Consider the following 21,961-nt stretch of genomic DNA (forward strand, 5'->3'; position numbering starts at 1 on the left):
CAATGCCGCTATCCAAAATATGAAAATTGTGGTTGTTTTAATAGTCTATACGTTGAAAATCCTGCATTGTTCCGGTAGAATGATTCGGGCACAGATCTTAAACATCCTCCGACGGACTGCCGTCCGTACGGAGGATGCTGTTTTGTTCCGCCCTTTTTATCTTATCGTATGTACAATCGCCATACGTCTTATATCCTCTGGGCATCGCTCTAATTCGATATCTAGCTGCTGCAGAACGTAAATGATGTCTAATGATATTTTGTCACAATTCGTATTCGCATGGATGTATTCGGTCGTATGAATCGTTTCCGTGTGCCCACTCTCTATCATAACCCGTACCTCACTTCGTTCAGATTGTCCGCAGATATCGTTAGAGCCCGTCATCATTATTTTGCGACACCATTATTATAGCCCAGCCGAATTAGGTATACTGTCGGATGCTGAAACGAAGCGCGCCTCTTTTTTCTTCTATTTTTGTCGAATCTCATATTACTTTTATGAATATGTGTCAAATGAATGCTTTTTCGTTTTCCGCTGATTTTGTGCTTTCGTTTGCACCCATGCATGAAGGACGAAAAACATGACCGCGATAGCGGCTATCCAAGTCGAAATGACGGCTACTCCATTCAACCCGCTCCGGTCGTACATAATCCCAAGCACATACGGACCAATCATGCGGCCGACGGAAGTGATGCCGCCAGCCACGCCCATGTAGAACGGCGCCTCCCGTCCGGCGCGGGCGGCAAGGAACGCGGGAACCGCTGGGGACACCAGCATTTCCCCGAGCGTAGCCAATACCATGCCAAGCACAAATCCTCCATATACCGGCACGAACCATATAACTAGATAGGCCAGTCCGTAAAATACGGCGCTCCATGTCAATTGTGCCGTTAGCGGCTTCGCGATCGTGCGTTTCAACCACGAAATGATAGGCTGCGCCATGAAGATAAGCACGCCGTTCAACGTCCATAACAAGCTATACATCGAGAAGCTCATATTGTTGTCGGCGATATGCGGAGCGACGCCCGTTCCCCAAAGGGAATTCGCAAGCCAGACAAACATGGAACCGATCGACATGAACAAATATATCCGATACGCCGCCAGCTTCTGCCAGATGCTCCGCTCGGGCAGCACGCCGCTGTCGGGCAATTGCAGTTCCGGCGCCTCCCCCAGCTTCCGGTTCTGTCCCGCTCGTTCCTCAGCCGCCGGATGTGCCCCCGCCCGCCCTTCATCTTTCATTCCGCGCAGGAAGCGGTGAAAGAAAACGGCGAAGGCAGCTGAGGTCAAACCGTTCAACATAAAGGTGAGATTGAAGGAAATGTCGGCCAGCACGCCGCTCAATGCGGTTCCAAGCGCCACGCCGATATTGTTCGCCACATAAATAACGTTAAATAACTCTTCCCTTCGCTCGGCCCAGCGAAATCCAATAAAGGACTGGATGGCTGGCATCGACATGGAGTTGGTCAAGCCCAGCACGGTCATCGTCGTCACATAAATCCACCAATCGGCATGTGCGGTAATGACAAGCGCGAATTGCAGAACGGACGTCGCTGCCAAGGCCCCGATGAGAAGCCGCCGCACGCCAATGCGATAGTATAGTCCTCCGCCCAGCAATTGCCCGATGACCCCGCCCAGCATCTGCATGAAGATGACGAATCCGGCATCTGCCAGCGATCGGTTCAATTGCGTATGCACAAACAAGGTAGTGAGCGGCCACATGAGCGCGCCGCCTGTCGAATTAATCATGCTGGCCCATATAAAGACGTTCATTTCCCGCGTATAATTGCGGAACATTCCTAAAGGCGAATGCCTCATTCTATCACCAACTGTCTCTCCCGAAGTCAAGGTCCAATTAAAAAAAGCCTTAGTCCGAGCTCGAAAATCTCCGAGCTGCAAACTAAGGCTATCGTATCATAAATCAGTTTCCGCCGACACGTGATAAATCTCGCATATTTGCTTCGAAAGCAGTCAGCAAGGCTGCCTCGCCAGTCATTCCTTTCGCTTCCACCTTCGCGATCTGCTCCATCATCCGTTTATAATCTTTCGGAATGACTCTGACCAATTGCCGTCTCGTCGTCTCCCAGTCGCGAAGCAGACGCTCGCCGAGCGTGCTGTCCGTATAGTGAACATGCCGCTCGATCATCGTCTTCACCACCAGGGCCTCATCTTCAGCCTCCACATGCTCCAGCAGCACCATCTCAAGATTGCAGCGGTCTACAAAGGAACTGTCTCTGTCGAGCACGTAGGCGATTCCGCCAGACATCCCTGCGGCGAAGTTGCGGCCGGTCGTGCCCAGCACGACGACTCTTCCCCCGGTCATATATTCACAGCCGTGATCGCCAACCCCTTCCACGACGACATGGACACCGGAGTTACGTACGGCGAAGCGTTCGCCGGCAATGCCGCGGATGTATGCTTCTCCGCTGGTCGCGCCATAGAAGGCCGTGTTCCCGATAATAATGTTCTCTTCCGGCACGAAGGTCGCTTGCCGTGACGGCTTGACGATAATCTTTCCGCCCGAGAGGCCTTTGCCGACATAGTCATTGCAGTCCCCCTCGACCGACAGCGTCATGCCGCCCGGCACGAACGCGCCGAAGCTCTGCCCGGCCGACCCGACGAATGTATAACGGATCGTATCCTCCGGCAAGCCGGCCGCTCCATAACGGCGAGTCACTTCGCTGCCGACAATGGTGCCGGTCGCGCGATTCACGTTGCAGATGGCGAACGTGCCTGCAACCGGTTCCTGGCGCGCAAGCGCAGGCTCGGCTAACGGAAGCAGCTCTTGCATGTCAAGCGTCTCCTCCAGGCCGTGATTCTGTTCGCGCACCCGAATGCGCGCAGAGCCTTCAGGCAGTTCCGGTTGATGCAGGATAGACGACAGATCGAGGTGCTTCGCCTTCCAATGATCGATGGCTTCCCTCACGTTCAGACATTCGGAGCGGCCTATCATCTCGTCGAGCGTGCGGAATCCAAGCTCCGCCATCAGCTCGCGCAGCTCTTCCGCGATGAAGCGCATGAAGTGGACGACGTGCTGCGGATCGCCCGCAAAGTTTTTGCGCAGCTCCGGATTCTGCGTCGCCACCCCGACCGGGCATGTATCGAGCTGGCAGACTCGCATCATCACACAGCCGATGACGACAAGCGGCGCGGTCGAGAAGCCATATTCCTCCGCTCCGAGCAGGGCTGCAATCGCCAAGTCGCGGCCGGTCATCATCTTGCCGTCCGTCTCCAGCACGATCCGGTCGCGCAAGTTGTTCAGGATAAGCGTCTGGTGCGTCTCCGCAAGTCCGAGCTCCCACGGCAGCCCCGCATGGCGGATAGAGCCTTGCGGCGATGCCCCGGTGCCTCCATCGTATCCGCTGACCAGAATGACGTCGGCGCGTCCCTTCGCCACGCCTGCGGCGATCGTGCCGACGCCGACCTCGGACACGAGCTTGACATTGATGCGCGCTCGCGGATTCGCATTTTTCAAATCATATATTAATTCCGCCAAATCTTCGATCGAATAAATATCATGATGCGGCGGCGGCGATATGAGCCCGACGCCCGGGGTCGAACCGCGCACCTCCGCGACCCAAGGATATACTTTGCGTCCCGGCAGCTGTCCGCCTTCGCCCGGTTTCGCGCCCTGCGCCATCTTGATTTGGATTTCCTCCGCATTGACCAGATAGTTCGACGTGACGCCAAAGCGTCCCGAGGCCACCTGCTTGATGGCGCTCCGTCTCCAGTCGCCGTTCGCATCCTTCACGAAGCGTGCCGGATCTTCTCCGCCTTCGCCCGAGTTCGATTTCCCGCCAAGGCGGTTCATCGCAATAGCCAAGCTCTCGTGCGCTTCCTTCGAGATGGATCCGAATGACATCGCGCCAGTCTTGAACCGCTTCACAATTGAATCCACCGGTTCGACCTCATCGATGGAGACCGCCGGGCCGGCAGGCTTCAATTCGAATAGGGAGCGAAGCGTCCGGTTCTGGCTGTACTCGCCTTGCACCAAGGCGGAATACTTCTTATATAACTTGTAATCGTTCGTGCGGCATGCCTGTTGAAGCGTATGAATCGTCTGCGGGTTGAAGAGGTGATCCTCCCCGCCCTTGCGCCATTGATATTCTCCGCCGGAATCGAGCTCCGGATCGCGCCCCGCTTGCTTCGCGAACGCCCGGACATGCTGGGTCAGCGCTTCCTGCGCAATCTCCTCCAAGCCGATGCCGCCGATACGCGACGGTGTCCACGTGAAGTATGCATCAATAAATTCCTGCTTCAAGCCGACGGCTTCGAAGATTTGCGCGCCGCGGTATGATTGCACGGTGGAGATGCCCATCTTGGACAAAATCTTCACGACGCCTTTCGTGGCGGCCTTGATGTAATTTTTCACCGCTTTCTCATGCGTAACGCCGCCCAGCAAGCCTTGATGAATCATATCGTCCAGCGTCTCGAACGCCAAGTACGGGTTCACGACGCTGACGCCGTAGCCGAGCAGAAGCGCATAATGGTGAACTTCGCGCGGCTCCCCGGATTCGAGAAGCAGGCTTACCTTCGTGCGCGTGCCTTGGCGAATCAGGTGGTGATGCAGGCACGCTACTGCAAGCAATGCCGGTATCGCCGCATTGTCCTCATCTACGCCGCGGTCGGACAAAATAATAATGTTATGTCCTTTGCCGATGACCCGGTCTGCGGCTTCGCACATCGTCTGCAGCGCCGCGCGCATTCCCTCCGCTCCTTCCTCGGCCAGGAACAGAATCGGAATCGTGATCGACTTGAAGCCCGGGCGCCGGATATGGCGCAGCTTCGCGAACTCTTCGTTCGACAGCACCGGGGTCTCAAGCTTGATATGACGGCAGCTCTCCGGCTCCGGCAGGAGCAGATTGCGCTCCGGTCCGATCGTCGTTCCCGTCGCCGTCACGATTTCTTCGCGGATAGCATCGATCGGCGGATTCGTAACTTGAGCGAACAGTTGCTTGAAGTAGTTATACAGACGCTGCGGCCGATCGGACAAAATGGCGAGCGGCGCATCATATCCCATCGAACCGAGCGGCTCGACACCGCTTGCAGCCATCGGCTCCAAAATTTTGCGCAGCTCCTCGAACGTATAACCGAACGCTTGCTGCTGCTGCTGCACGTTCTCGTGCTTCGGCTCTGGCGTCTCTGGCGCATCAGGCAGATCGGTCAGGTCAATCAGATGCTCATCCAACCACTCCCGGTAAGGGTTCTCTGCTGCTATCCGGGCTTTCACTTCCTCATCGGCGATAATGCGCCCTTGCTCCGTGTCGACCACCAGCATCCGCCCAGGACGGAGGCGGTCTTTATACAGCACATGCTCCGGCGGAATATCCAATACCCCGGCTTCGGAGCTTAATATAATTAAATCATTCTTCGTCACATAATAGCGGGAAGGGCGCAGACCGTTGCGATCCAGCGTTGCGCATATCTGCACGCCGTCCGTAAACGCCATTGCCGCCGGACCGTCCCACGGCTCCATCAAGCAGCTATGATATTCATAGAATGCCTTCTTCGCCTCATCCATGCTGTCGTGATTCGACCATGGTTCCGGCACCATCATCATGGCGACATGCGGCAGCGGCCGTCCCGCCAAATAAAGAAATTCGAACGTGTTATCGAACATTGCCGTATCCGAACCGTCGTGGTCGATGACCGGCTTAATCTTCGCGAGGTCCTCGCCGAAGATGCCGGACTGGAACAACGTCTGACGCGCATGCATCCAGTTCACATTGCCGCGCAGCGTATTGATTTCTCCGTTATGAATCATATAGCGGTAGGGGTGAGCCCGCTCCCAGCTCGGAAACGTGTTCGTGCTGAAGCGCGAATGGACAAGCGCAATTGCCGTGTCCAGATTCTCGTCCTGCAAATCCAAGTAAAATCGCCCGACCTGCTCCGTGGTCAGCATGCCCTTATATACGATCTTCCGGCACGACATGCTCGGAATATAGAACGAATCGGCTCCATCTTCCTGCGTGTAACGAATTTCTTTCTCCGCCAGCTTGCGGATGATATACAGCTTGCGTTCGAATGCCAGCTCATCGTGAAGATCGGAGCTGCGGCCGATAAACAGTTGGCGGACATAAGGCTTCACCGCCTTGGCGGACTGGCCGAGCCCTTCTTCATTCGTCGGCACCGTGCGGAAGCCGATGAACGTCTGGCCTTCTGCTTCGACAATGCGGCGGAGCACCATCTCATGACGCTCGCGGATGCGTTCGTCCCGGGACATGAACAGCATCCCGACGCCATATTCGCCGGATGGAGGAAGCTCGATATGTTGGGCCTTCATTTCCTTTGCGAAGAAGCGGTGCGGAATCTGCAGCATAATGCCTGCGCCGTCACCGGTATTTGGTTCACTGCCTTGTCCGCCGCGGTGCTCCATGCTGACAAGCACGCTTAGCGCCTGGCGAACGATATCATGAGACTTACGTCCTTTGATATGTGCGACGAAACCCATTCCGCATGCGTCTTTTTCATACTGCGGATCATATAGACCTTGTTTTGGAGGTAAGCCGTTCTGTTTCATGGAATGCAACCTTTCTATATAAATTGAACTATCCTGGCATCGTTATTTACGGACTTGAAATGAATTTATAATTATTCATTTGTATTGTTTAATTATTTTAACACCACGCTTATATCATGGCAATTTAATATTTTTATGTATATGATAATTTTAATTATTTGGCCTATTCAGCCATTGTAAAGAGCTTATCCCGCTTCAACACATTACATTCACCAGACATCTATCGTTTATAAATTATGATTCTTTTTTTGCACTTTTCAACATATTATTTAGATTTATCAGAAACGTAAGTTAAAATTTTCCCATACATATATGTATATTTATTCTTTTCCATGCATAAAAGAAGACTGTTTGATATTGAGCAATGGCGCGTTCAGACTGAAGGGACTCTACTCCCCTCCTCTTTGCTTCATTCTCCCTTTCCTTCAGAAGACGGGTGCGCTCCTTGGTTTATTTGTAATCGGCCGTTTCATGCTCGCAGCCTATTGTCCGCACAGAACGGAATGCGCCTTATCCCCGACGTCATTCTTCCTGACTATATGGGAGAATGGATCTAAGGACCATGTTAAGACCCCTCTGCACCGGCATCATGTTTATCGTCTAGGAGCAAAAACTCTTACATTTCAAAAGGGAAGAGGGGTTGCATCTGATCTGAATGGAGGGGAGAGTGAGAAAAAGGAGCGAATGAAGCGAATAGACATTCCTTCCTCAATAAGGATAAAGCAAGGCCGTGACAGGAGAGGGCATCCTCCCCCGCATTTGCGTAAGAGAAACCCGCACATCCTGACGGATATGCGGGTTCGCCTGTTCCATTCCTATTTATTTCACGCTTACGCGCAGCGATGTGCTCTTGCCATCTAAAGTCAGCTTGACGGAGGTGCTGCCTTTCGTCACGCCTTGAACACTGGCGCGATCTACCTTAACCTTCGTATTCGAAGGCACAAAAGTGACCTTAGAAGTTACATCTACAACTTCTCCCGTGTCATAGATGGCTTGCACTTTCCAGCTTGCCTTCTGCCCGACGCCCAGCTTCACGCTCTTCGGAGTCGCCTCCAGCTTCAACAAGCGCGGCTTGACATGAACCGGAACCTCAAGCGGCTGGCCTTGATATTCGCCAATCAGCTTCGTGCTTCCGATGGCTACTCCTTTGACGTTAGAGCCGCTAACTGTTGCCACCTTTTCATCTTCGATCTTCCATTTGATTTTCGATCCGAGAGTTATCGTCTTGCCGTTCTTATATTTCCCCGTCACCTTGACCGACTGAGACTTTTTTACATTCGTGGTAATCGTCTGCGGAACGATATCAAACGATACGATCTCCTCATCAATCGTCACCTTCAGCGACAGCTTCACATTCGAGAAAGTGCCGTTCAATGTAACTTTGCCAGCGATGAGCCCTTTGATCTTGCCGTCACGCACAAGCAGGTTCGGCGAGCTCGATTCCCACTTCATATCGGAAGTGACACGCTCTTCCTCGCCATCGATGTAGATGACCGTCACTTCCGGAACCGGCTGCTCCCGTCCGGTCACGACGCTCAGCTCGGTCGTGTTGGCCTGCAGCACGAGCGCTTTGCGCTGCACGGTCACTTCCGTCGCCAGCGTCTGGCCGCGCACGTTCGCCGTCAATGTGACGACGCCGCGGTTTTCTGCTTTCATTTTTCCGTCTTTGATGGAGACGATGTCCGAGTTGCCGGATGTCCAATCAGCCAGCCCCGAGACATCGATCGTATCGCCGTTTAACGTCACCCCGTTAATTTTCGGCAGATCCTGCACATCTTCCATATATATATTTTGCTTGCGGATTTCACCCTTGTCCTTATCCTCGTCGACATCGGCCCACTTCAGCTTCTCGATCGTCGGGTGAACCGTCACTTCAATGGACTTGGTCAAGCCTTTGTATTTCACTGTAATCGTGGACGAACCGGCGCCTTTCGCATACACTTTGCCCTGCTCCACAGTCGCGGCCATCACATTGCTCGACGTCCATTCGGCGAGACTCGTCACGTCCTGCTGATTGTCAGCGCTGTTCAGCACGAAGGTCTGAACCGTTAGCGGCCCGTCGCCCAGCATCATATGCTGCGCCTTGTCCGGCGTCAATCGCATCGCCTGATAAGAAGCCCGCACCACGACCGTGACCGATTGGGAAGCGCCGAGATAGCTGGCCGTTAGCGTCGCCGTTCCCACGCCAATCGGCTTGACGACACCGGACTTCACTTCTGCAACGTTCGTATCGCTTATGCTCCATTCGGCTTTATCCGTCACATCTTCGAACGTGCCGTCTTTCTTCTTAACCTGCGCGGTCACCGTCTGGGAATCAGCGCCGTAATCGAATTCAACCAGCTTGTCCGGCGCGAGCGTCATTTCCTCATAAGGCAAATCGACCTTGAGCTTAATATTTTTGCTAAGCCCTTTATGCTTAACCGTGATTTCGGTTTCGCCCTTCGTTTTCAAGGTAAGAACGCCTTTATTGATGTCAGCTACGTCTGTTTTGGACGAGCTCCACGTAGCGTCATCTGTCACGTCATTATCCGTTCCGGTAGCTTGATCAATGGCAAACGCCTTCCATTTCAGCTTCATGCCCAGCTGCGCGTTCATCTCCTTGGGCACTTCTGCCCCGGATTCCGACATGCGCACGCTCAGCTGATCGAACTGATAGCTGGAGACCACCGTCTTCTTTATCGTATAACCTTGATACTTAGCGGTAATTTCCGATGTTCCTTTGCCTGCGCCGCTTACCCAGCCCGCATCAACTTTGACTGCGCTTGGATTGGAAGTGCTCCATGTAGCCAAGCTCGTTACATCCTTCGTCTCTGTCTTGCCTTTAATCGTCGCTTTTACTTTCAATTGTACGGATTGTCCTTCGACAACAACATGCACAGGGGAAACGTTGGATTCAAATTCAATGCCTGTCACCGTATCTTCCGCGACCGCTACCCCGTAAAACGGCAGCAAGCCGAACAAAAGCGTAAAAACAAGCGCTAGGCTGAACCGCGATGTTCTCTTACTAGTTGTGTGCACCCTATCTTCTCCCTTCCCTTTACACTGCCTATAACATATTTCTATATAGATATAACGGTTATTGAAGCGAAAATTGTTACCTTATACACTCAACTTCCATGAAAGAAACATAAATTTGAGTCTATTTACCTATTTAGGGCATTGAATCAATTATGGTAATGTTTCTTACGATATTGAAAGACAATTGTCACTGAACTCAATGGTTCCATCGTTCATGCTCCTGTATTGTTTAAGATGGATTTTCTCAAAACAGATGCAGAGGTGAACACACAATGAAAAAAATGATAGGTTTGGCCGCGATCGTTATGCTCGCAATCGTTGCAGGGACAGGCTGTTCCTCCTTATTTGGTGAAAAAGCAAACGGGATTATATTATATGGAACAGATGAACAACTCAGCCAGGCGACAGAGAAAGTGAAGCCAGATGTATCTGCCCAAGAAACATATCCAATCAAGGTTGACGAACAAGACAGCGGGACTATGGTCGTCATCAGCAAATCAACCGCAGAGGGGTTGTTGAAATCCGGCCTGCTGCAGGAAGTGAAGGACAAAGCAACGAAGCCAATTAAGGAGCTTCCTGCCCTATCTGCCGACAAAGCCATCATTTTCGCCAAAACTCGGACTGCCGAAGCAACTGTAAAAGGCAACAAGTTAACCGGTTCGTACAGCGGGGATGTCGTGATTGGCGAGAGCCGCTCCTATGCGGAAACCATTGTCGTGATGGATGACACAGCGTGGAAGAAGCTCAATGCCGATCATCTTGGAATGGCTGTCGTTACATTTAAAAAAGACCCTAAACATTTGCTCGGCGATGTCAGCAAAGAAGTCCGTGTCGCGCAAATGGTCAGAATCAGCAAATAGCAGCAGCTATAAGCACAAATATAAACAACCTTCCACACTACCGGGAACTCGGTACGCAATTGGAAGGTTGTTCTTGCTTAAGCCGCTTATTTGTCAGTGGCGAGCCCGTCCATGAAGTGGAGACGAAAATAGGACTTGATCGATTCCTTGTCCAAAGGTTCATGCAGCTTGTTCCACTCCGTGGACAACGCTTTATACAGTTGAAGCATAACGAAGCTGATAATCTTCGGATCGGCCTCTTTCACCTCGCCCTTCTCCATGGCAAGACGAACTTGGCGTTCCACATATTCAAGCAGTTCCTCTTCGAGCATAAGGAGCGCTTCCTTCGCCATCGGAGTGCCGAAGTCCCGGACCTCCTGCGAAAGCTTCATCGCCAGTTCATGCCGAGTGCGGAAATCCAACACCCGATCGAGCACGCGGTACAAATTATCGAAGAATGACTTGTCCGCTTGAATTTCACGATCGGCAATCTCCTTCATTTCACCAATGAGCTGTTGCAATATTTCACCGAACAATTCTTCTTTATTCGTAAAAAACGTATATATCGTGCCTTTGCCTACTTGGGCAATCTTGGCAACTTGATCCATCGTCGTCGCTTTATAGCCGAACAAAGCAAAGGATTGCGCTGCCGCTTCAACAATCTGTTTTCGGCGGTCTATGGACATCTCCTCTGGCTCCTTTCTTCGACAGAGTTCTGACTAAATGACCATTTCGATATTTTGGTCATACTGTCTTTACTCTGAAATGTAACATATAATAATCTGAATTTCAACCGAATTCACTGCCTGACGAAGGGAATTACTTACATGCATGGTTCGTCTTATTGGCTGATGCTTCCTGTAGACATTCCGGTTATAATGGAAATGGGTGAGAACATGCGAAAAAAAAGAATCCTTCTTTTGTCCGAAGGTTTCGGCACGGGCCATACGCAAGCAGCGTATGCTTTATCGGTTGGCATTAGACAACTTGCCCCCGATGTTCAGACGCGAGTCATTGAACTGGGCAAGTTCCTGAATCCGACGGTAGGACCGTTAATCTTTGCCGCTTATCGCAAGACGGTGAGCACGCAGCCGAAATTGGTCGGACTTTTGTATCGTAAAAAATATAAGAAATCGCTGAACCGTTTTACTCAATTGGCTTTACATCGCATATTCTACACACAAGCTTCTCATGTCGTTGAACAATTGCGCCCAGATGCCGTCATCTGTACGCATCCGTTTCCCAATATCGTCGTATCGCGTCTTAAGCGTTCCGGCTTGGACATTCCTTTATATACATTGATAACGGATTACGACGCCCACGGCACGTGGTTGAATCCCGAAGTGAACCAATACCTCGTCTCCGCTCCCGAGGTGCGCCAGAAGCTGCTTATGCGCGGGATCGCCTCCGATAGCATCGTAGTTACGGGAATTCCCGTCCATCCGAAGTTCTGGCAGCGCTGCCCCCAAGCCGAGGCACAGCATATCCTTGGCCTGAAGCCGCTCCCGACCGTGATGATTATGGGCGGAGGCTGGGGATTGGCGCTGGATGAAGAGCTGCTGCAATATATGTCGACTTGGCGCGAGCATGTGCAGCTCTTATTCTGCATGGGCAGCAATCAGAAAGCGATTCAGCGCATGGAGCAGGACCCGATGTACCGGCATCCGAACATACATATATTTGGATATACGCAAGAGGTGTCTACACTAATGGATGCGTCCGATCTATTAGTGACGAAACCCGGGGGCATGACGTGCACGGAAGGAATGACCAAAGGCATACCGATGCTGTTCTATGCGCCGATACCGGGGCAAGAGGAAGAAAATTGCGACTATTTTACAGAGCATGGATTTGGCGAGCGCATTGAATCGAGAGCAACGGTGGCGAAATGGTTCAATGATTTGCAGCTTCACTATGAGACGCTGCGCCAGAAGCGGCAATCGGGCCAGCTCTCTTTCAGAGAGCCTGACAAATGCGCCCAAACCGTATTGAAATTGCTGCAATAATCGAATCTTATTCACGTAACTGATGTAAAGGGATGGATGCATAATGATGTTTTCAGTAATGGGATTTGCGGGCAATGTGCTGATCGCGCTCGGGCTGCTCGCCAAGACACTCAGTTGGATAACCAGCAAGGGGTTGTTTATAGCCGTCATTTTTTTCGGCTTTATTTTATTCGGCATCGCGGAGAGCAAATGGGGCCGCCGCCACGTTGTCGTGCGCTCCATCGACTATTTGCCGCTCATGGCATGCGTTATTCTGTACGCATTGGCACAGAATGAATCGGTGAAAGTCGCGGCGATCGTTCTCCTGCTGCCGTTAGGCGCCATAAGCTCTTGGATTGCGGTACGTCTGTCCAAGACGAAGAAGTACCGGTCCATACCGAGAATCGACGAAACGAAGAACGATCCTCCGAAATTTCAATGAATGGCGGAATAGGCTGTATCCGTGAGCAGAACACGCTCATCGGGTGCAGCCTTCTTTTTTGCATGCTGCTGACGACCGCATATAAATGAAAGGAAGAGGCCGCCATGGGTCTCTTCCTTCGCACATCATATGAAATGATAAGAGAAAAATAATAGCTGGAGATTCATTGTATAGCTTGCTTGCATAGCGTTTCTTATTGGCTGAAAGCGTTCATTTTACAAGACGCTGCCGCCGAACAGGAAGCGGTATTCCCACGTCGTGTTTTTGATGTTATCGATACGCACGCCGCCCGATTTTTTGGAATACGTATGCAAAATTTGGCCGTTGCCCAAGTAGACGCCGACATGCGTGATGCGCTGCTTGGACTTGTTAATGCCGCTATAATTGGATTTTTTCGACCCTTTATAGGTCATAAAGAACATTAAGTCTCCGCGTTTCAATTGGCTGATGCTAGTTTTGGCCGTGGAATGCGACTTAATCCAGGCTCCTTGCTTACGGGAATCTGTCGGAAGCACGATGCCCAATGCTTCTTTATAGATATGTCTGACGAAGTCCGAGCAGTCGAACGTTTTCGTATTGTTGCGGTTCGAGCCGAACTCGTAAGGCGTTCCCTTATACTTTTTGCCCGTCTTAATCACTTTCTCGATTTTAGCCGACTTGCTGGTAGAAGAGGCAGCCATAACGTAGGTGCCTTCGCCGGAAGCGGCTGCCGTTGAACCAGAAGGCGCTGTGGATGGGGTATCCTCCACCTGTATGTATTTGCTGTCGGCACTCATATACCCGATGATGCCGTTTTGATCCTGTACCTTGTACCAATTGCTATTATGCTTGTCCAAAATGACAACCTGCTCGCCCTTCTTCGCCATGCGAATAATGGTCCCGGACAAGGACGGTTCGGTACGCAAGTTAACGCCGTAAACGACTTTCCCCGTTTTTTGATCGTTCGACTGCTTATCCGCAGGTGTTGCTTGCAATGCAGCCGGATCGATTAAGGTCGCTTCCGAATCAAGCAGGAAACCGCCATTATCATCATCGTTATCCGGATCGCTTTCTTCTATCAAATATTCTTCCAATTGCGGAATTTGGCTCGTTATTTCTTCATCGGTCATTGCCGCTGATGCAGGCGCCGCGTGCAGTGGTGTCATCATCATCTGACTTGCCATCGTAAACATTAGTAAACCTAACAGTAATTTTTTCTTCATGAGAAGCCTCCTTGTTGTTCGTACATTACTGTGACGTGCAACCGAATGTTGAGCTAATGTTCATATGAACAAGATGTCAAATACTAGATTATTTTAATCATAATTCTATATTTGTAACGACATCCCAATAACGCTCGCCCTTATTATATATAGACTTTCAACCAGGCTGCCATCGGACTATTCTCTTAAAATTCGACAAAAATTTAACCAAAACTAGTCCTATCGAACCATTGAAACCCATATAAAAGAAAACATTTACACAATCCCCCATAGATTGATGGTATATTATAGAAGTCATTGTTATTAAAAAGGAGCGTGTTCCTATGGTTCGTATACATCGATTTTCTGTCCCTTGGCCGGTACTGGTTATGATGTTGGTCGCTGCGGCGGATGTTTCTATGCTGCTCACCTTCTCCTCAGCCACCGTTCCGGATCTGTTATCGTTCGGAGTGGCATTGGATTTTATGATCATCCTGCCCTTGTTGTATTTCTGGTTCCGCGTTCGCCGAGCCGACTCCCTGAAAAGAGCCGCCTTCGTCCGTTCGCTTGCAGCAGGACTGGCCGGATATGCGGCAATGAGTCTGTTCGTCCCGCCTGTTGGCACAGAATTGCAGCGTATCCTCGACGCTTTGGCATTGGGGTGCGGAATCAGCATGGCTGCTTATGTGATCTATCAAACGGTGCGGGTGCGGCGGGCGTACCGGATCTTGTCTGCCGATGGCGGGGCTCCTCTGGATGCGCTGCGATCGTCTTTCGCCGATGCGGTAAGCTCGCAGAAGACGGGCGCGCTGCTTGTGCACGAAGCTTCTGTCTATTACCACGCGCTGTTCAGTTGGCGAAAAAAATCGTATGTTCCTGAACGCGCCGCCGCTTTCGGCAGCTTGGAACAGTCCAGCATGCTCGTCATCGTCATCGGAACCATCCATGTGCTCGTCCTGGAAGGGATCGGGCTCCATTTTCTCATTCACCAATGGTCCGCGATCGCGGCATGGATTTTAACCTTGTCCAATGTATATTTCATTGTGGTCCTCATTGCGGATTATCGGCTGACAATGCTGAACCCGGTGCTGGTTACCGGGCAGAGCGTGCGAATCCGCCACGCCCACGACATCTGGGCCGATGTGGAACGCGAGGACATCAGCAGCGCTTGGATGACGAAAGAACCGCTGCCGAAGGAGCTGGTACCCGTTACGGCTGCTCCTGCCTTCGGCACGCCGAACGTCATCCTCCAGTTCCATCGTCCGGTCACGGTGACGGGCCGCTTCGGCATGAAGCGCAACGTGAAGCAGATCGCGCTGTGCTTGGATAAGCCGCATGATTTTGTGGCTGAGGTTATGGGTGATCGGGAGCCGGGTCGGCTGTAGCCATGCTTTACTGCTCTTGGCAGTACGGCTTCCCGGCTTGGATTGAGGGGTAATAAAAGGCTGTCGAGAATGTCTCGGCAGCCTGACGGGTAAATGGGTAACAAAATGATTTATTCAAGCATGATATCTTCTTCTATCCACGCGAGATAGCCATCCAGAAACGTTTCTGTTTTTGGAATGAAACCTTGTCCGAAATGATAGTCTGGATCCAAAGTCGTCATATATATATTTCCTTTGTACGACTGGCGATCGACGCAAATAATCGCTTCTCCCAGTTCATTGACAAGGATCGGCTCCGCCCTTGCGCCGCCTTCCAGCCGAAATACGCCGTGATAGTGCCACTTTGCATCATCGACCGCAATCTTTTGAAATAACGGATGTTCAGCATCAACCGGATATAACGGCAAATCTGCGCCTTGATTCACCCACCAGTAAAAATTAGTCGGGTAAAACTTCCAATTGACAGGAGAAAGCCACGGTTTCTCGATCTCCCCGAAGGTGATAAGATGTCCTCCCTGATTCAAGTATTGGCGGAATTGCTCCGAATGCCGGCACAGCATATCCTGATTCAAGCGGGTAGGCACAATCACGTAATCGTACTGCGGCAGTTCGGTTCGATGCAGATCTAACATGTAAATCCTATCGGTAAACCGCTGGCGGTACTTTCCGTCTTTTCTCGTAAAAAAATAATGCTGGTAGCTGACACCGCCGTATAATATACCTGTCTTCATCGTCTTAACTCCTCATACTCTCTATCGATCCAAGCCAACAACTGCAGCCCCATTCTTCGAGCCGTTGTCGTGTCGGACAATCCGTATGCCAACAGATCGGTGCCTGCACCTGCTACAATCGTCCCGTTGGTCGTGTGTCGATCCACATAAACAACCGTCTGGCCGGCATTATCCCATAGCGCAATCTCCGCATGTGCAGGCGCTTCGAAGTAGCCCCGTGAGAAGAAGCCTTTTACACCACGGCGATAATTCAGATCGTACTCCGTTACGCCTCGAAAGAGCGGATGCTCATCATGGGCAAGTATGGTCCGCGCGTTGATGTCTAGCGAGCTTCGAATCCATAAGCCATTGCCGGGCAGCCATGGCAAAAATATTTGGGCAAAGGAAACGACAATTCGTCCCTGTTCCAGAAACTGCGCGATACAATCACGATGTTGATGCAAAAATTCCTCATCTATATTGTTAGGCACAACCATCGCACCGTATGGCGCCAGTCTATCCATCGTCATATCATACAAAAACATGCGCTCTAACCGATTCTCGTACAATTCATGCCGATACACTCGCGAGGAACTGTCCGAATAGGAATCTAAGTAAGCAATCTTTATGGGCATCGTCATGGCGCTATACATTAACCTCCCTAAACAAAGTCATCGTAACAAGCGGCTAATAGTGATTTGGTATACGCGTTAGCGGGATGCTGCAATACCTCATCTGTCGTTCCCATCTCAAGCAGCATGCCGTTGTGCATGACAGCGGCACTATCCGCGAAGCCGCGAATCGTCTCAAGCCGATGCGTAATAAATAAGAAGGACATGTTATGCTCCCGCTTCAAGTCAGACAATAAGCTTAAAATGTCCCGTTCTGTCATCGGATCTAGTGCCGACGTGATTTCATCGGCAACAAGCAGTTCAGGCTCCAGCGCCAAGGCGCGCGCAATGGCAACACGCTGCTTCTGTCCGCCCGAGCATTCGGCAGGCAGTCTGTCTAAGAGGTCACGAGGCAGCCGAACTCGCTCCAGCAGTTCCTCGACTTTCCGTTGCGAGGCCAAGCTCGTCCATTTGTTCAACATAAGCGGCTCGGCAATAATATCTTTGATTTTCCAATATGGATTCAGGGAGCGATCCGGGTTTTGAAATACAATTTGCACTTTCGCCTGCGGCTGTATGGGAGCGCCCTTCCAAAAAACAGCCCCCTCCGTCGGCTGCTGCAAGCCGACAATCAGCTCGGCCAGCGTCGATTTGCCAGACCCGCTTTCTCCTATCAGCGCAAATACCTCATGCTCGGAAATCGAGAAGGACACATTCTGAACCGCAAATGGCTTGGACAGCCCAAAACGCTTTGAAATATGCTTCAGCTCGAGCATCGCTTGCACTCCTTATCTCATTCAAATCGTGGTTGTTCAAAAGTCCGCTTTTGATTACGGACTTATATGTCTTCACTTTGTCGATGGTATAAGCGCCTGCAGCTCACGACTGTAGCTCGTTGCAGGCTGAAGCAGCCACTGCTCCGCAGGCGCGTGCTCCAGCAGTTGACCATCTTTGATAATCATCATGTCGTCAGCCACCCGCAGCGCCGCTTGCAGATCATGTGTGATCAGCAGCAGTGTCATCCCATACTCTCTAACCTTTGTGATGAGCAAATTAAGGATTTCCCGCTTTACGACAGGATCGAGCGCGCCTGTCGGCTCGTCAGCAATCAGCAGACTTGGCTTATTAATAAGCGCCAGCGCTATTAATGCGCGGCCGAGCATACCTCCGCTTAATTCATGCGGATAGCTGTCCAGCAATCGCTCAGAAAGCTGCACCTCCCGCAATGCCTGCCCGGCGGCAAGCCGTTTCTCCGATGCAGTGACGCTTGACGCGTCCGCCCCCTGCATCGCCTCCATAAATTGTTGTCCTACGGTCAATAGCGGATTAAAGCTGAGTCGAGGGTCCTGAACAATAAATGCAGCGTCGACCCAGCGGTTTATACTCTGTTCGGCAGAGCCGCCATTCGGACCGACACTGCGAATATTTACTGCCCCGCTCATGACATCATCCGGCAGCATGCCGTATATAGCCCGCGCCAAAGTCGTTTTTCCTGAACCCGATTCGCCAATAATAGCCGTGACGCTTCCTGCAGCGATAGAAAAAGACATCGGCTGCAAAATCATAAGTCCATTGTGCACCACGCTTAAATCGTGAACCGCAACCGCGTTATCCGCTCCAGCATGAGTCGCAGTACAATGTACAGCACGTTGAGATTGCTCGGCTGCCTTGACACTGGAATGCGTGCCTGGGACAGACGCATCCATTTCGCCGGAAGCCAGCAGCAGCTTGACCCTGCTGCTGGGGCTGTAGGAACGCAGCCATCTGTTCCCTTGCTGATGTTCGCCTTCGCTTAATAGAGCAAGTCCAATCGTTACGAGCAGGAGCGCCAGCATCGGCGGTACAATCGTCCACTGCCAAGCTGTTGTTATCCACGTTTCGGTTTGATGGAAAGCTTGCTCCAGCATTTTGCCCCAGGTCGGTTGGTTCGGATCGCCAAGACCAAGGAAAGACAAGCTCGCCTCCATCGTTACCGCCTGACGGAACGATAGAATGAACTTCGTTCGCAAAAGTGGAACGATAAAGGGCATCAGGTGCTTTCGCAAAATATAGCTTGGCTTTCCATGAAACAACTGTGACGCTTTCACGAATTCCCGCTCACGCAGCGACAACACGGAGGCTCGAATGAGCCTCATATATCCGGGCCAGGTAAGCAAGCCAAGCGCTACAATCAACTGCCAGACGCCGCCTGATGTAAAGGCGGCTACAATAAGCACAAGCAGCAAAGAAGGCAGCACAAGCAGCACATTCGCCAATCCGTTTATCAATGGATCAAGCCTTTTGAAATAACCTGCCACAAGCCCAAGAACACCGCTTAGCGTGGTGCTAATAATGGCAACGCCCAGCCCGATTAGGAGCGTCGTACGCGCCCCATAACTGAGCTGGCTGAACACATCCTGGCCTAGCGCATTGGTGCCGAGCCAATTCACACTCGATGGAGCGAGCAGTCGTTCGCCATCAAGCGCAAAGGGCTCTACACCTGCGAGCAGAGGCCCTGCAAGAGCTAATGCGACAAAACATGCTACTATAACGCTGCCTGCTTTTTTTGATCGGTTCATCATGCTCCCCCTTGCTTTCCTGTCTGAATTCGAGGGTCAAGCAGCGGGTATATCCTATCTGCGGCCATGTTGAGCAGCAATACAAAAGCGGTCATCAGCACAAAAAGTCCGTGCAGCAGCGGATAATCCCGCGCCAAAATCGCTTCCTGCAACAAATTGCCGATGCCCGGGTACGAAAATACCGTTTCTACGAGTACCGATCCGGCCAGCAGCCCGCCAAGCCGGACAACAACCATCGTTATAATAGGGAGAATGGCGTTTCGCAGAACGTGTCTATACAAAATAGTGCCGCTGCCCACACCTTTGGCCAATGCAAATTCAATAAACGGCTCGCGCAGCACCCGAATAGCTTCATTGCGCATCAGTAAATAGATGCTGGCCGTATTCGCCACCGTCAAGGTCACGACAGGCAGAACTGCATGCCAAGACACGTCTATCGCCAGGTCCCACCAACCATTAGGTGTATAAAAAGGCGTCTCCGCGCCACCGAGAGGAAACCAATCCCATTTCACCGAAAATCCGAGCACGAACAACATCCCTGTCAAAAAATCCGGGATTGTGCTGACACTAATCATGGTGAGAAACCATCCGCGGTCATGATTCCCTGCATGCCGCCATGCAGATAGCAATCCTGCAGCTATGCCGATCACGATTGACAACACGGTTGCCACGCCAACGATGAGCAGCGTCCACGGGAGACGATTCATAATCACTTCATAGACTGGCATTTTATAGGTGAACGACTGCCCAAAATCGAAGGTGAATATCCCCTTCACGTAGTCCGCAAGCTGCATCCATGCCGATTCATCGAGATGATAGTAGTCCCTCATCGCTGCTTTTTGCGCATCCGAGATAAAAACAGGGCCGTCTTCCCCGCCCTCCAAAAAATCAATAGGCCCCCCCGGCAGCAGCCGGGGGAGAACAAAATTCAAAAGCAGCACAAATAACAACACATATAAATAGGTGACAGTATGCTTACTTCTTCGCATCGATAAATGCCGCCTTGTTGTCCCATAGCGGTATGCCGTCCGCTATACCGCCATAGGTGTTGAACCAACGGTCAAACTCAGCTGCCTTGTAAAGGAAATAAAATGGACGATGATACAAGACGAGCGTCGGCAATTCCTCTGATAAAACAATTTGCATTTCGCCAACAATCTCTTTTCGTTTCGCTGTATCCAGCTCTTGCAGTTGCTCCTGGGCCAACTGCTGGAACTGTCGATTGTCGAATGAGCTGCCTCTGGCTGCAAATGAATTGCTTGCTTTTCCTAAAAACCACAGCCGTAAAAAGTCGGGGTCGCCGCTCAGCCCGATATGCCCGGTTAACGCCATATCGTATTTGTTCTCACCCATTGCAGAGGTGAACGTCGCCCCATCCACCTGTTGAATGTTCAATTCGATGCCAACCTTTTTCAGCATCTCCTTCATCATTTGCGCTTCTTTGGAAGTAGAGGAGACTATCAAGCTTAGCTTCAAGTCTTGGCGCACGCCGCTGCCGTCTTTGCGGTAACCAAGCTCGTCGAGCATTTGTTCAGCTTTGGCCGTGTCATATTCATAGGTCTTAACCTTATCGTTGTACCAAGGCGAATCCGGTGGAATAATCCCGCCGCTGCCCGGAATAGGTGTCCCCCCAACAATTTTGCTAGCCATTTCCGTACGATCAAGCGCATATGCCAATGCCTGGCGCAACCGCTTATCCTTTAATTGCGGATGGCTATGGTTAAATACGACGCGGACCGCACTGCCTGCCGGTTCGCTCTTCATGACTTGAAAGCCTTCCTTCTGAAGTTGCTCCGCTTCCCGATAGTTCAAAGTCGACGCTGCATTAATTTCATTCTTCTGCAGGGACAGCACTTTGTTTTTCGTATCCATGTATGCAACATCTTGTACGTTCACGTTTCCCTTGAAATAGCTGCCATTAGCGATGAACAAGTATTGCCCCGACTTATCATCATACTGTTTTAGCGTAAATGGACCTGTGCCAACCAGTGCTGACGGATCGCGATAAGCGATCGGATCGCTTACGTTTTCCCATACATGCTTCGGAATAATGGGCATAATCCCCACTAGGTCGCTTAAAAATGGAGCATATTTGTTATTCAACTGAAACTCAACCGTGCCGTCTCCCGTTTTGGACACGGATTTGATTTGGCTAATGTCGCCAGTCCATGGGAACGGGTGTGTCTTGAAGTATTCAAATGTAAACACGACATCATCCGCGGAAAACGCCGTCCCGTCATGCCACTTCACATCCTGCTCCAGCGTGAACGTATACCGCAATCCATCCTCGGATACCTTCCACGATGCAGCGAGCCATGGAATGACTCCCGTGCCGTCTTTCCAGGTTAAGGTGTCGAACAAAAAGCTATTGCGCAAATAACCGCCAGGTCCTGACGGCTTGAAAGCAAACGGCGATGGGTAGCCGCTTTCCTGCCATCCGATTCGGATGGCAGGCTGCTCCTGTGCTGGTACTGTTGAGGATTGCGGAGCCTTTGCATGTTCTGCCGGTGTAGATGTATGCGATGAACTGCATCCTGCAAGCAAAATGAATGCCATGAATAGTAAAGCTAAGTATGATGTCGTGCGAAATTGCATGAAAATAACACTCCTTTTTCTCGATTCAAGCGGTAACGTACAAAATTTAAGATAAATTAATTGAGAATGAAAATCAATATCAAAAGATGAAGTGATAGTTGGAATAATAGCGGCACAACC

General features: G+C 51.2%; 15 protein-coding genes. 4 read left to right on the forward strand and 11 right to left on the reverse strand.

The features are described from left to right. Positions 1-495 precede the first annotated feature (495 nt). The 3 genes from JSQ80_RS06255 to JSQ80_RS06265 form a co-directional block, all read right to left on the reverse strand. On the reverse strand, positions 496-1,815 hold the full coding sequence (locus tag JSQ80_RS06255) for an MFS transporter (protein WP_240463573.1): 1,320 nt from the start codon (positions 1,813-1,815) through the stop codon (positions 496-498). Between the two features lie 103 nt (positions 1,816-1,918). Next, positions 1,919-6,517 (reverse strand): glutamate synthase large subunit, encoded by a 4,599-nt coding sequence (gene gltB / locus JSQ80_RS06260; RefSeq protein ID WP_206094741.1) that lies wholly within the window; start codon positions 6,515-6,517, stop codon positions 1,919-1,921. Positions 6,518-7,336: 819 nt separating this feature from the next. After that, positions 7,337-9,535 (reverse strand): Ig-like domain-containing protein, encoded by a 2,199-nt coding sequence (locus JSQ80_RS06265; protein WP_206094742.1) that lies wholly within the window; start codon positions 9,533-9,535, stop codon positions 7,337-7,339. 272 nt (positions 9,536-9,807) lie between these two features. Here JSQ80_RS06265 and JSQ80_RS06270 point away from each other — a divergent pair, with 272 nt between their 5' ends. Beyond that, a complete protein-coding gene (locus JSQ80_RS06270; protein ID WP_087435819.1) occupies positions 9,808-10,395 on the forward strand; it encodes a lipoprotein BA_5634 family protein in 588 nt (195 codons plus the stop codon). 86 nt (positions 10,396-10,481) lie between these two features. Here JSQ80_RS06270 and JSQ80_RS06275 read toward each other — a convergent pair whose 3' ends face one another. After that, on the reverse strand, positions 10,482-11,060 hold the full coding sequence (locus tag JSQ80_RS06275; RefSeq protein ID WP_206094743.1) for a TetR/AcrR family transcriptional regulator: 579 nt from the start codon (positions 11,058-11,060) through the stop codon (positions 10,482-10,484). A 210-nt stretch (positions 11,061-11,270) separates the two neighbouring features. Between JSQ80_RS06275 and JSQ80_RS06280 the strand changes: the two genes are divergently transcribed. Together JSQ80_RS06280 and JSQ80_RS06285 are read left to right on the forward strand one after the other, a co-directional pair. After that, complete coding sequence (locus JSQ80_RS06280; protein WP_240463574.1) at positions 11,271-12,380, forward strand: MGDG synthase family glycosyltransferase; 1,110 nt, start codon at positions 11,271-11,273, stop codon at positions 12,378-12,380. Positions 12,381-12,423: 43 nt separating this feature from the next. Further along, the gene (locus JSQ80_RS06285) at positions 12,424-12,801 is read left to right on the forward strand and encodes a permease (RefSeq protein ID WP_206094744.1); all 378 of its coding nucleotides are present in this window, start codon (positions 12,424-12,426) and stop codon (positions 12,799-12,801) included. A gap of 215 nt (positions 12,802-13,016) precedes the next feature. Here the strand turns inward: JSQ80_RS06285 and JSQ80_RS06290 are convergent, their stop codons facing one another. Then, on the reverse strand, positions 13,017-14,003 hold the full coding sequence (locus JSQ80_RS06290; protein ID WP_206094745.1) for a C40 family peptidase: 987 nt from the start codon (positions 14,001-14,003) through the stop codon (positions 13,017-13,019). Positions 14,004-14,326: 323 nt separating this feature from the next. Here JSQ80_RS06290 and JSQ80_RS06295 point away from each other — a divergent pair, with 323 nt between their 5' ends. Next, positions 14,327-15,367, forward strand: coding sequence for a hypothetical protein (locus JSQ80_RS06295; RefSeq protein WP_206094746.1), 1,041 nt, complete (start codon positions 14,327-14,329; stop codon positions 15,365-15,367). A 110-nt stretch (positions 15,368-15,477) separates the two neighbouring features. On the opposite strand, the gene JSQ80_RS06300 is transcribed toward JSQ80_RS06295, so the two are convergent. The 6 genes from JSQ80_RS06300 to JSQ80_RS06325 form a co-directional block, all read right to left on the reverse strand. After that, positions 15,478-16,098 carry a hypothetical protein gene (locus tag JSQ80_RS06300; protein ID WP_206094747.1) on the reverse strand — a complete coding sequence of 207 codons (621 nt, stop codon included), beginning with the start codon at positions 16,096-16,098 and terminating at the stop codon, positions 15,478-15,480. Beyond that, positions 16,095-16,730: an aspartate/tyrosine/aromatic aminotransferase gene (locus JSQ80_RS06305; RefSeq protein ID WP_240463575.1), complete on the reverse strand. Its 636-nt coding sequence runs from the start codon at positions 16,728-16,730 to the stop codon at positions 16,095-16,097. Before JSQ80_RS06305 ends, JSQ80_RS06300 begins: the two co-directional genes overlap by 4 nt. Positions 16,731-16,738: 8 nt before the next feature. Then, on the reverse strand, positions 16,739-17,464 hold the full coding sequence (locus JSQ80_RS06310; RefSeq protein ID WP_206094748.1) for an ABC transporter ATP-binding protein: 726 nt from the start codon (positions 17,462-17,464) through the stop codon (positions 16,739-16,741). A 72-nt stretch (positions 17,465-17,536) separates the two neighbouring features. After that, the gene (locus tag JSQ80_RS06315; RefSeq protein ID WP_240463576.1) at positions 17,537-19,249 is read right to left on the reverse strand and encodes an ATP-binding cassette domain-containing protein; all 1,713 of its coding nucleotides are present in this window, start codon (positions 19,247-19,249) and stop codon (positions 17,537-17,539) included. Beyond that, a complete protein-coding gene (locus JSQ80_RS06320; protein WP_206094749.1) occupies positions 19,246-20,235 on the reverse strand; it encodes an ABC transporter permease in 990 nt (329 codons plus the stop codon). The genes JSQ80_RS06315 and JSQ80_RS06320 overlap by 4 nt, the downstream gene beginning before the upstream one ends. Continuing rightward, on the reverse strand, positions 20,222-21,841 hold the full coding sequence (locus tag JSQ80_RS06325; RefSeq protein WP_206094750.1) for an ABC transporter substrate-binding protein: 1,620 nt from the start codon (positions 21,839-21,841) through the stop codon (positions 20,222-20,224). Before JSQ80_RS06325 ends, JSQ80_RS06320 begins: the two co-directional genes overlap by 14 nt. Positions 21,842-21,961: the final 120 nt, after the last annotated feature.

This window comes from Paenibacillus apiarius, assembly GCF_017052585.1.
GTDB lineage: Bacteria > Bacillota > Bacilli > Paenibacillales > Paenibacillaceae > Paenibacillus_B > Paenibacillus_B apiarius.

Excerpts from the sequence above, each read along its gene's own strand:
- JSQ80_RS06255 (WP_240463573.1), bottom strand. The coding sequence starts at position 1,815 with ATGAGGCATTCGCCTTTAGGAATGTTCCGCAATTATACGCGGGAAATG.
- gltB (WP_206094741.1), bottom strand. The coding sequence starts at position 6,517 with ATGAAACAGAACGGCTTACCTCCAAAACAAGGTCTATATGATCCGCAG.
- JSQ80_RS06270 (WP_087435819.1), top strand. The coding sequence starts at position 9,808 with ATGAAAAAAATGATAGGTTTGGCCGCGATCGTTATGCTCGCAATCGTT.
- JSQ80_RS06275 (WP_206094743.1), bottom strand. The coding sequence starts at position 11,060 with ATGTCCATAGACCGCCGAAAACAGATTGTTGAAGCGGCAGCGCAATCC.
- JSQ80_RS06280 (WP_240463574.1), top strand. The coding sequence starts at position 11,271 with ATGCGAAAAAAAAGAATCCTTCTTTTGTCCGAAGGTTTCGGCACGGGC.
- JSQ80_RS06285 (WP_206094744.1), top strand. The coding sequence starts at position 12,424 with ATGATGTTTTCAGTAATGGGATTTGCGGGCAATGTGCTGATCGCGCTC.
- JSQ80_RS06290 (WP_206094745.1), bottom strand. The coding sequence starts at position 14,003 with ATGAAGAAAAAATTACTGTTAGGTTTACTAATGTTTACGATGGCAAGT.
- JSQ80_RS06295 (WP_206094746.1), top strand. The coding sequence starts at position 14,327 with ATGGTTCGTATACATCGATTTTCTGTCCCTTGGCCGGTACTGGTTATG.
- JSQ80_RS06300 (WP_206094747.1), bottom strand. The coding sequence starts at position 16,098 with ATGAAGACAGGTATATTATACGGCGGTGTCAGCTACCAGCATTATTTT.
- JSQ80_RS06305 (WP_240463575.1), bottom strand. The coding sequence starts at position 16,730 with ATGTATAGCGCCATGACGATGCCCATAAAGATTGCTTACTTAGATTCC.
- JSQ80_RS06310 (WP_206094748.1), bottom strand. The coding sequence starts at position 17,464 with ATGCTCGAGCTGAAGCATATTTCAAAGCGTTTTGGGCTGTCCAAGCCA.
- JSQ80_RS06315 (WP_240463576.1), bottom strand. The coding sequence starts at position 19,249 with ATGATGAACCGATCAAAAAAAGCAGGCAGCGTTATAGTAGCATGTTTT.
- JSQ80_RS06320 (WP_206094749.1), bottom strand. The coding sequence starts at position 20,235 with ATGCGAAGAAGTAAGCATACTGTCACCTATTTATATGTGTTGTTATTT.
- JSQ80_RS06325 (WP_206094750.1), bottom strand. The coding sequence starts at position 21,841 with ATGCAATTTCGCACGACATCATACTTAGCTTTACTATTCATGGCATTC.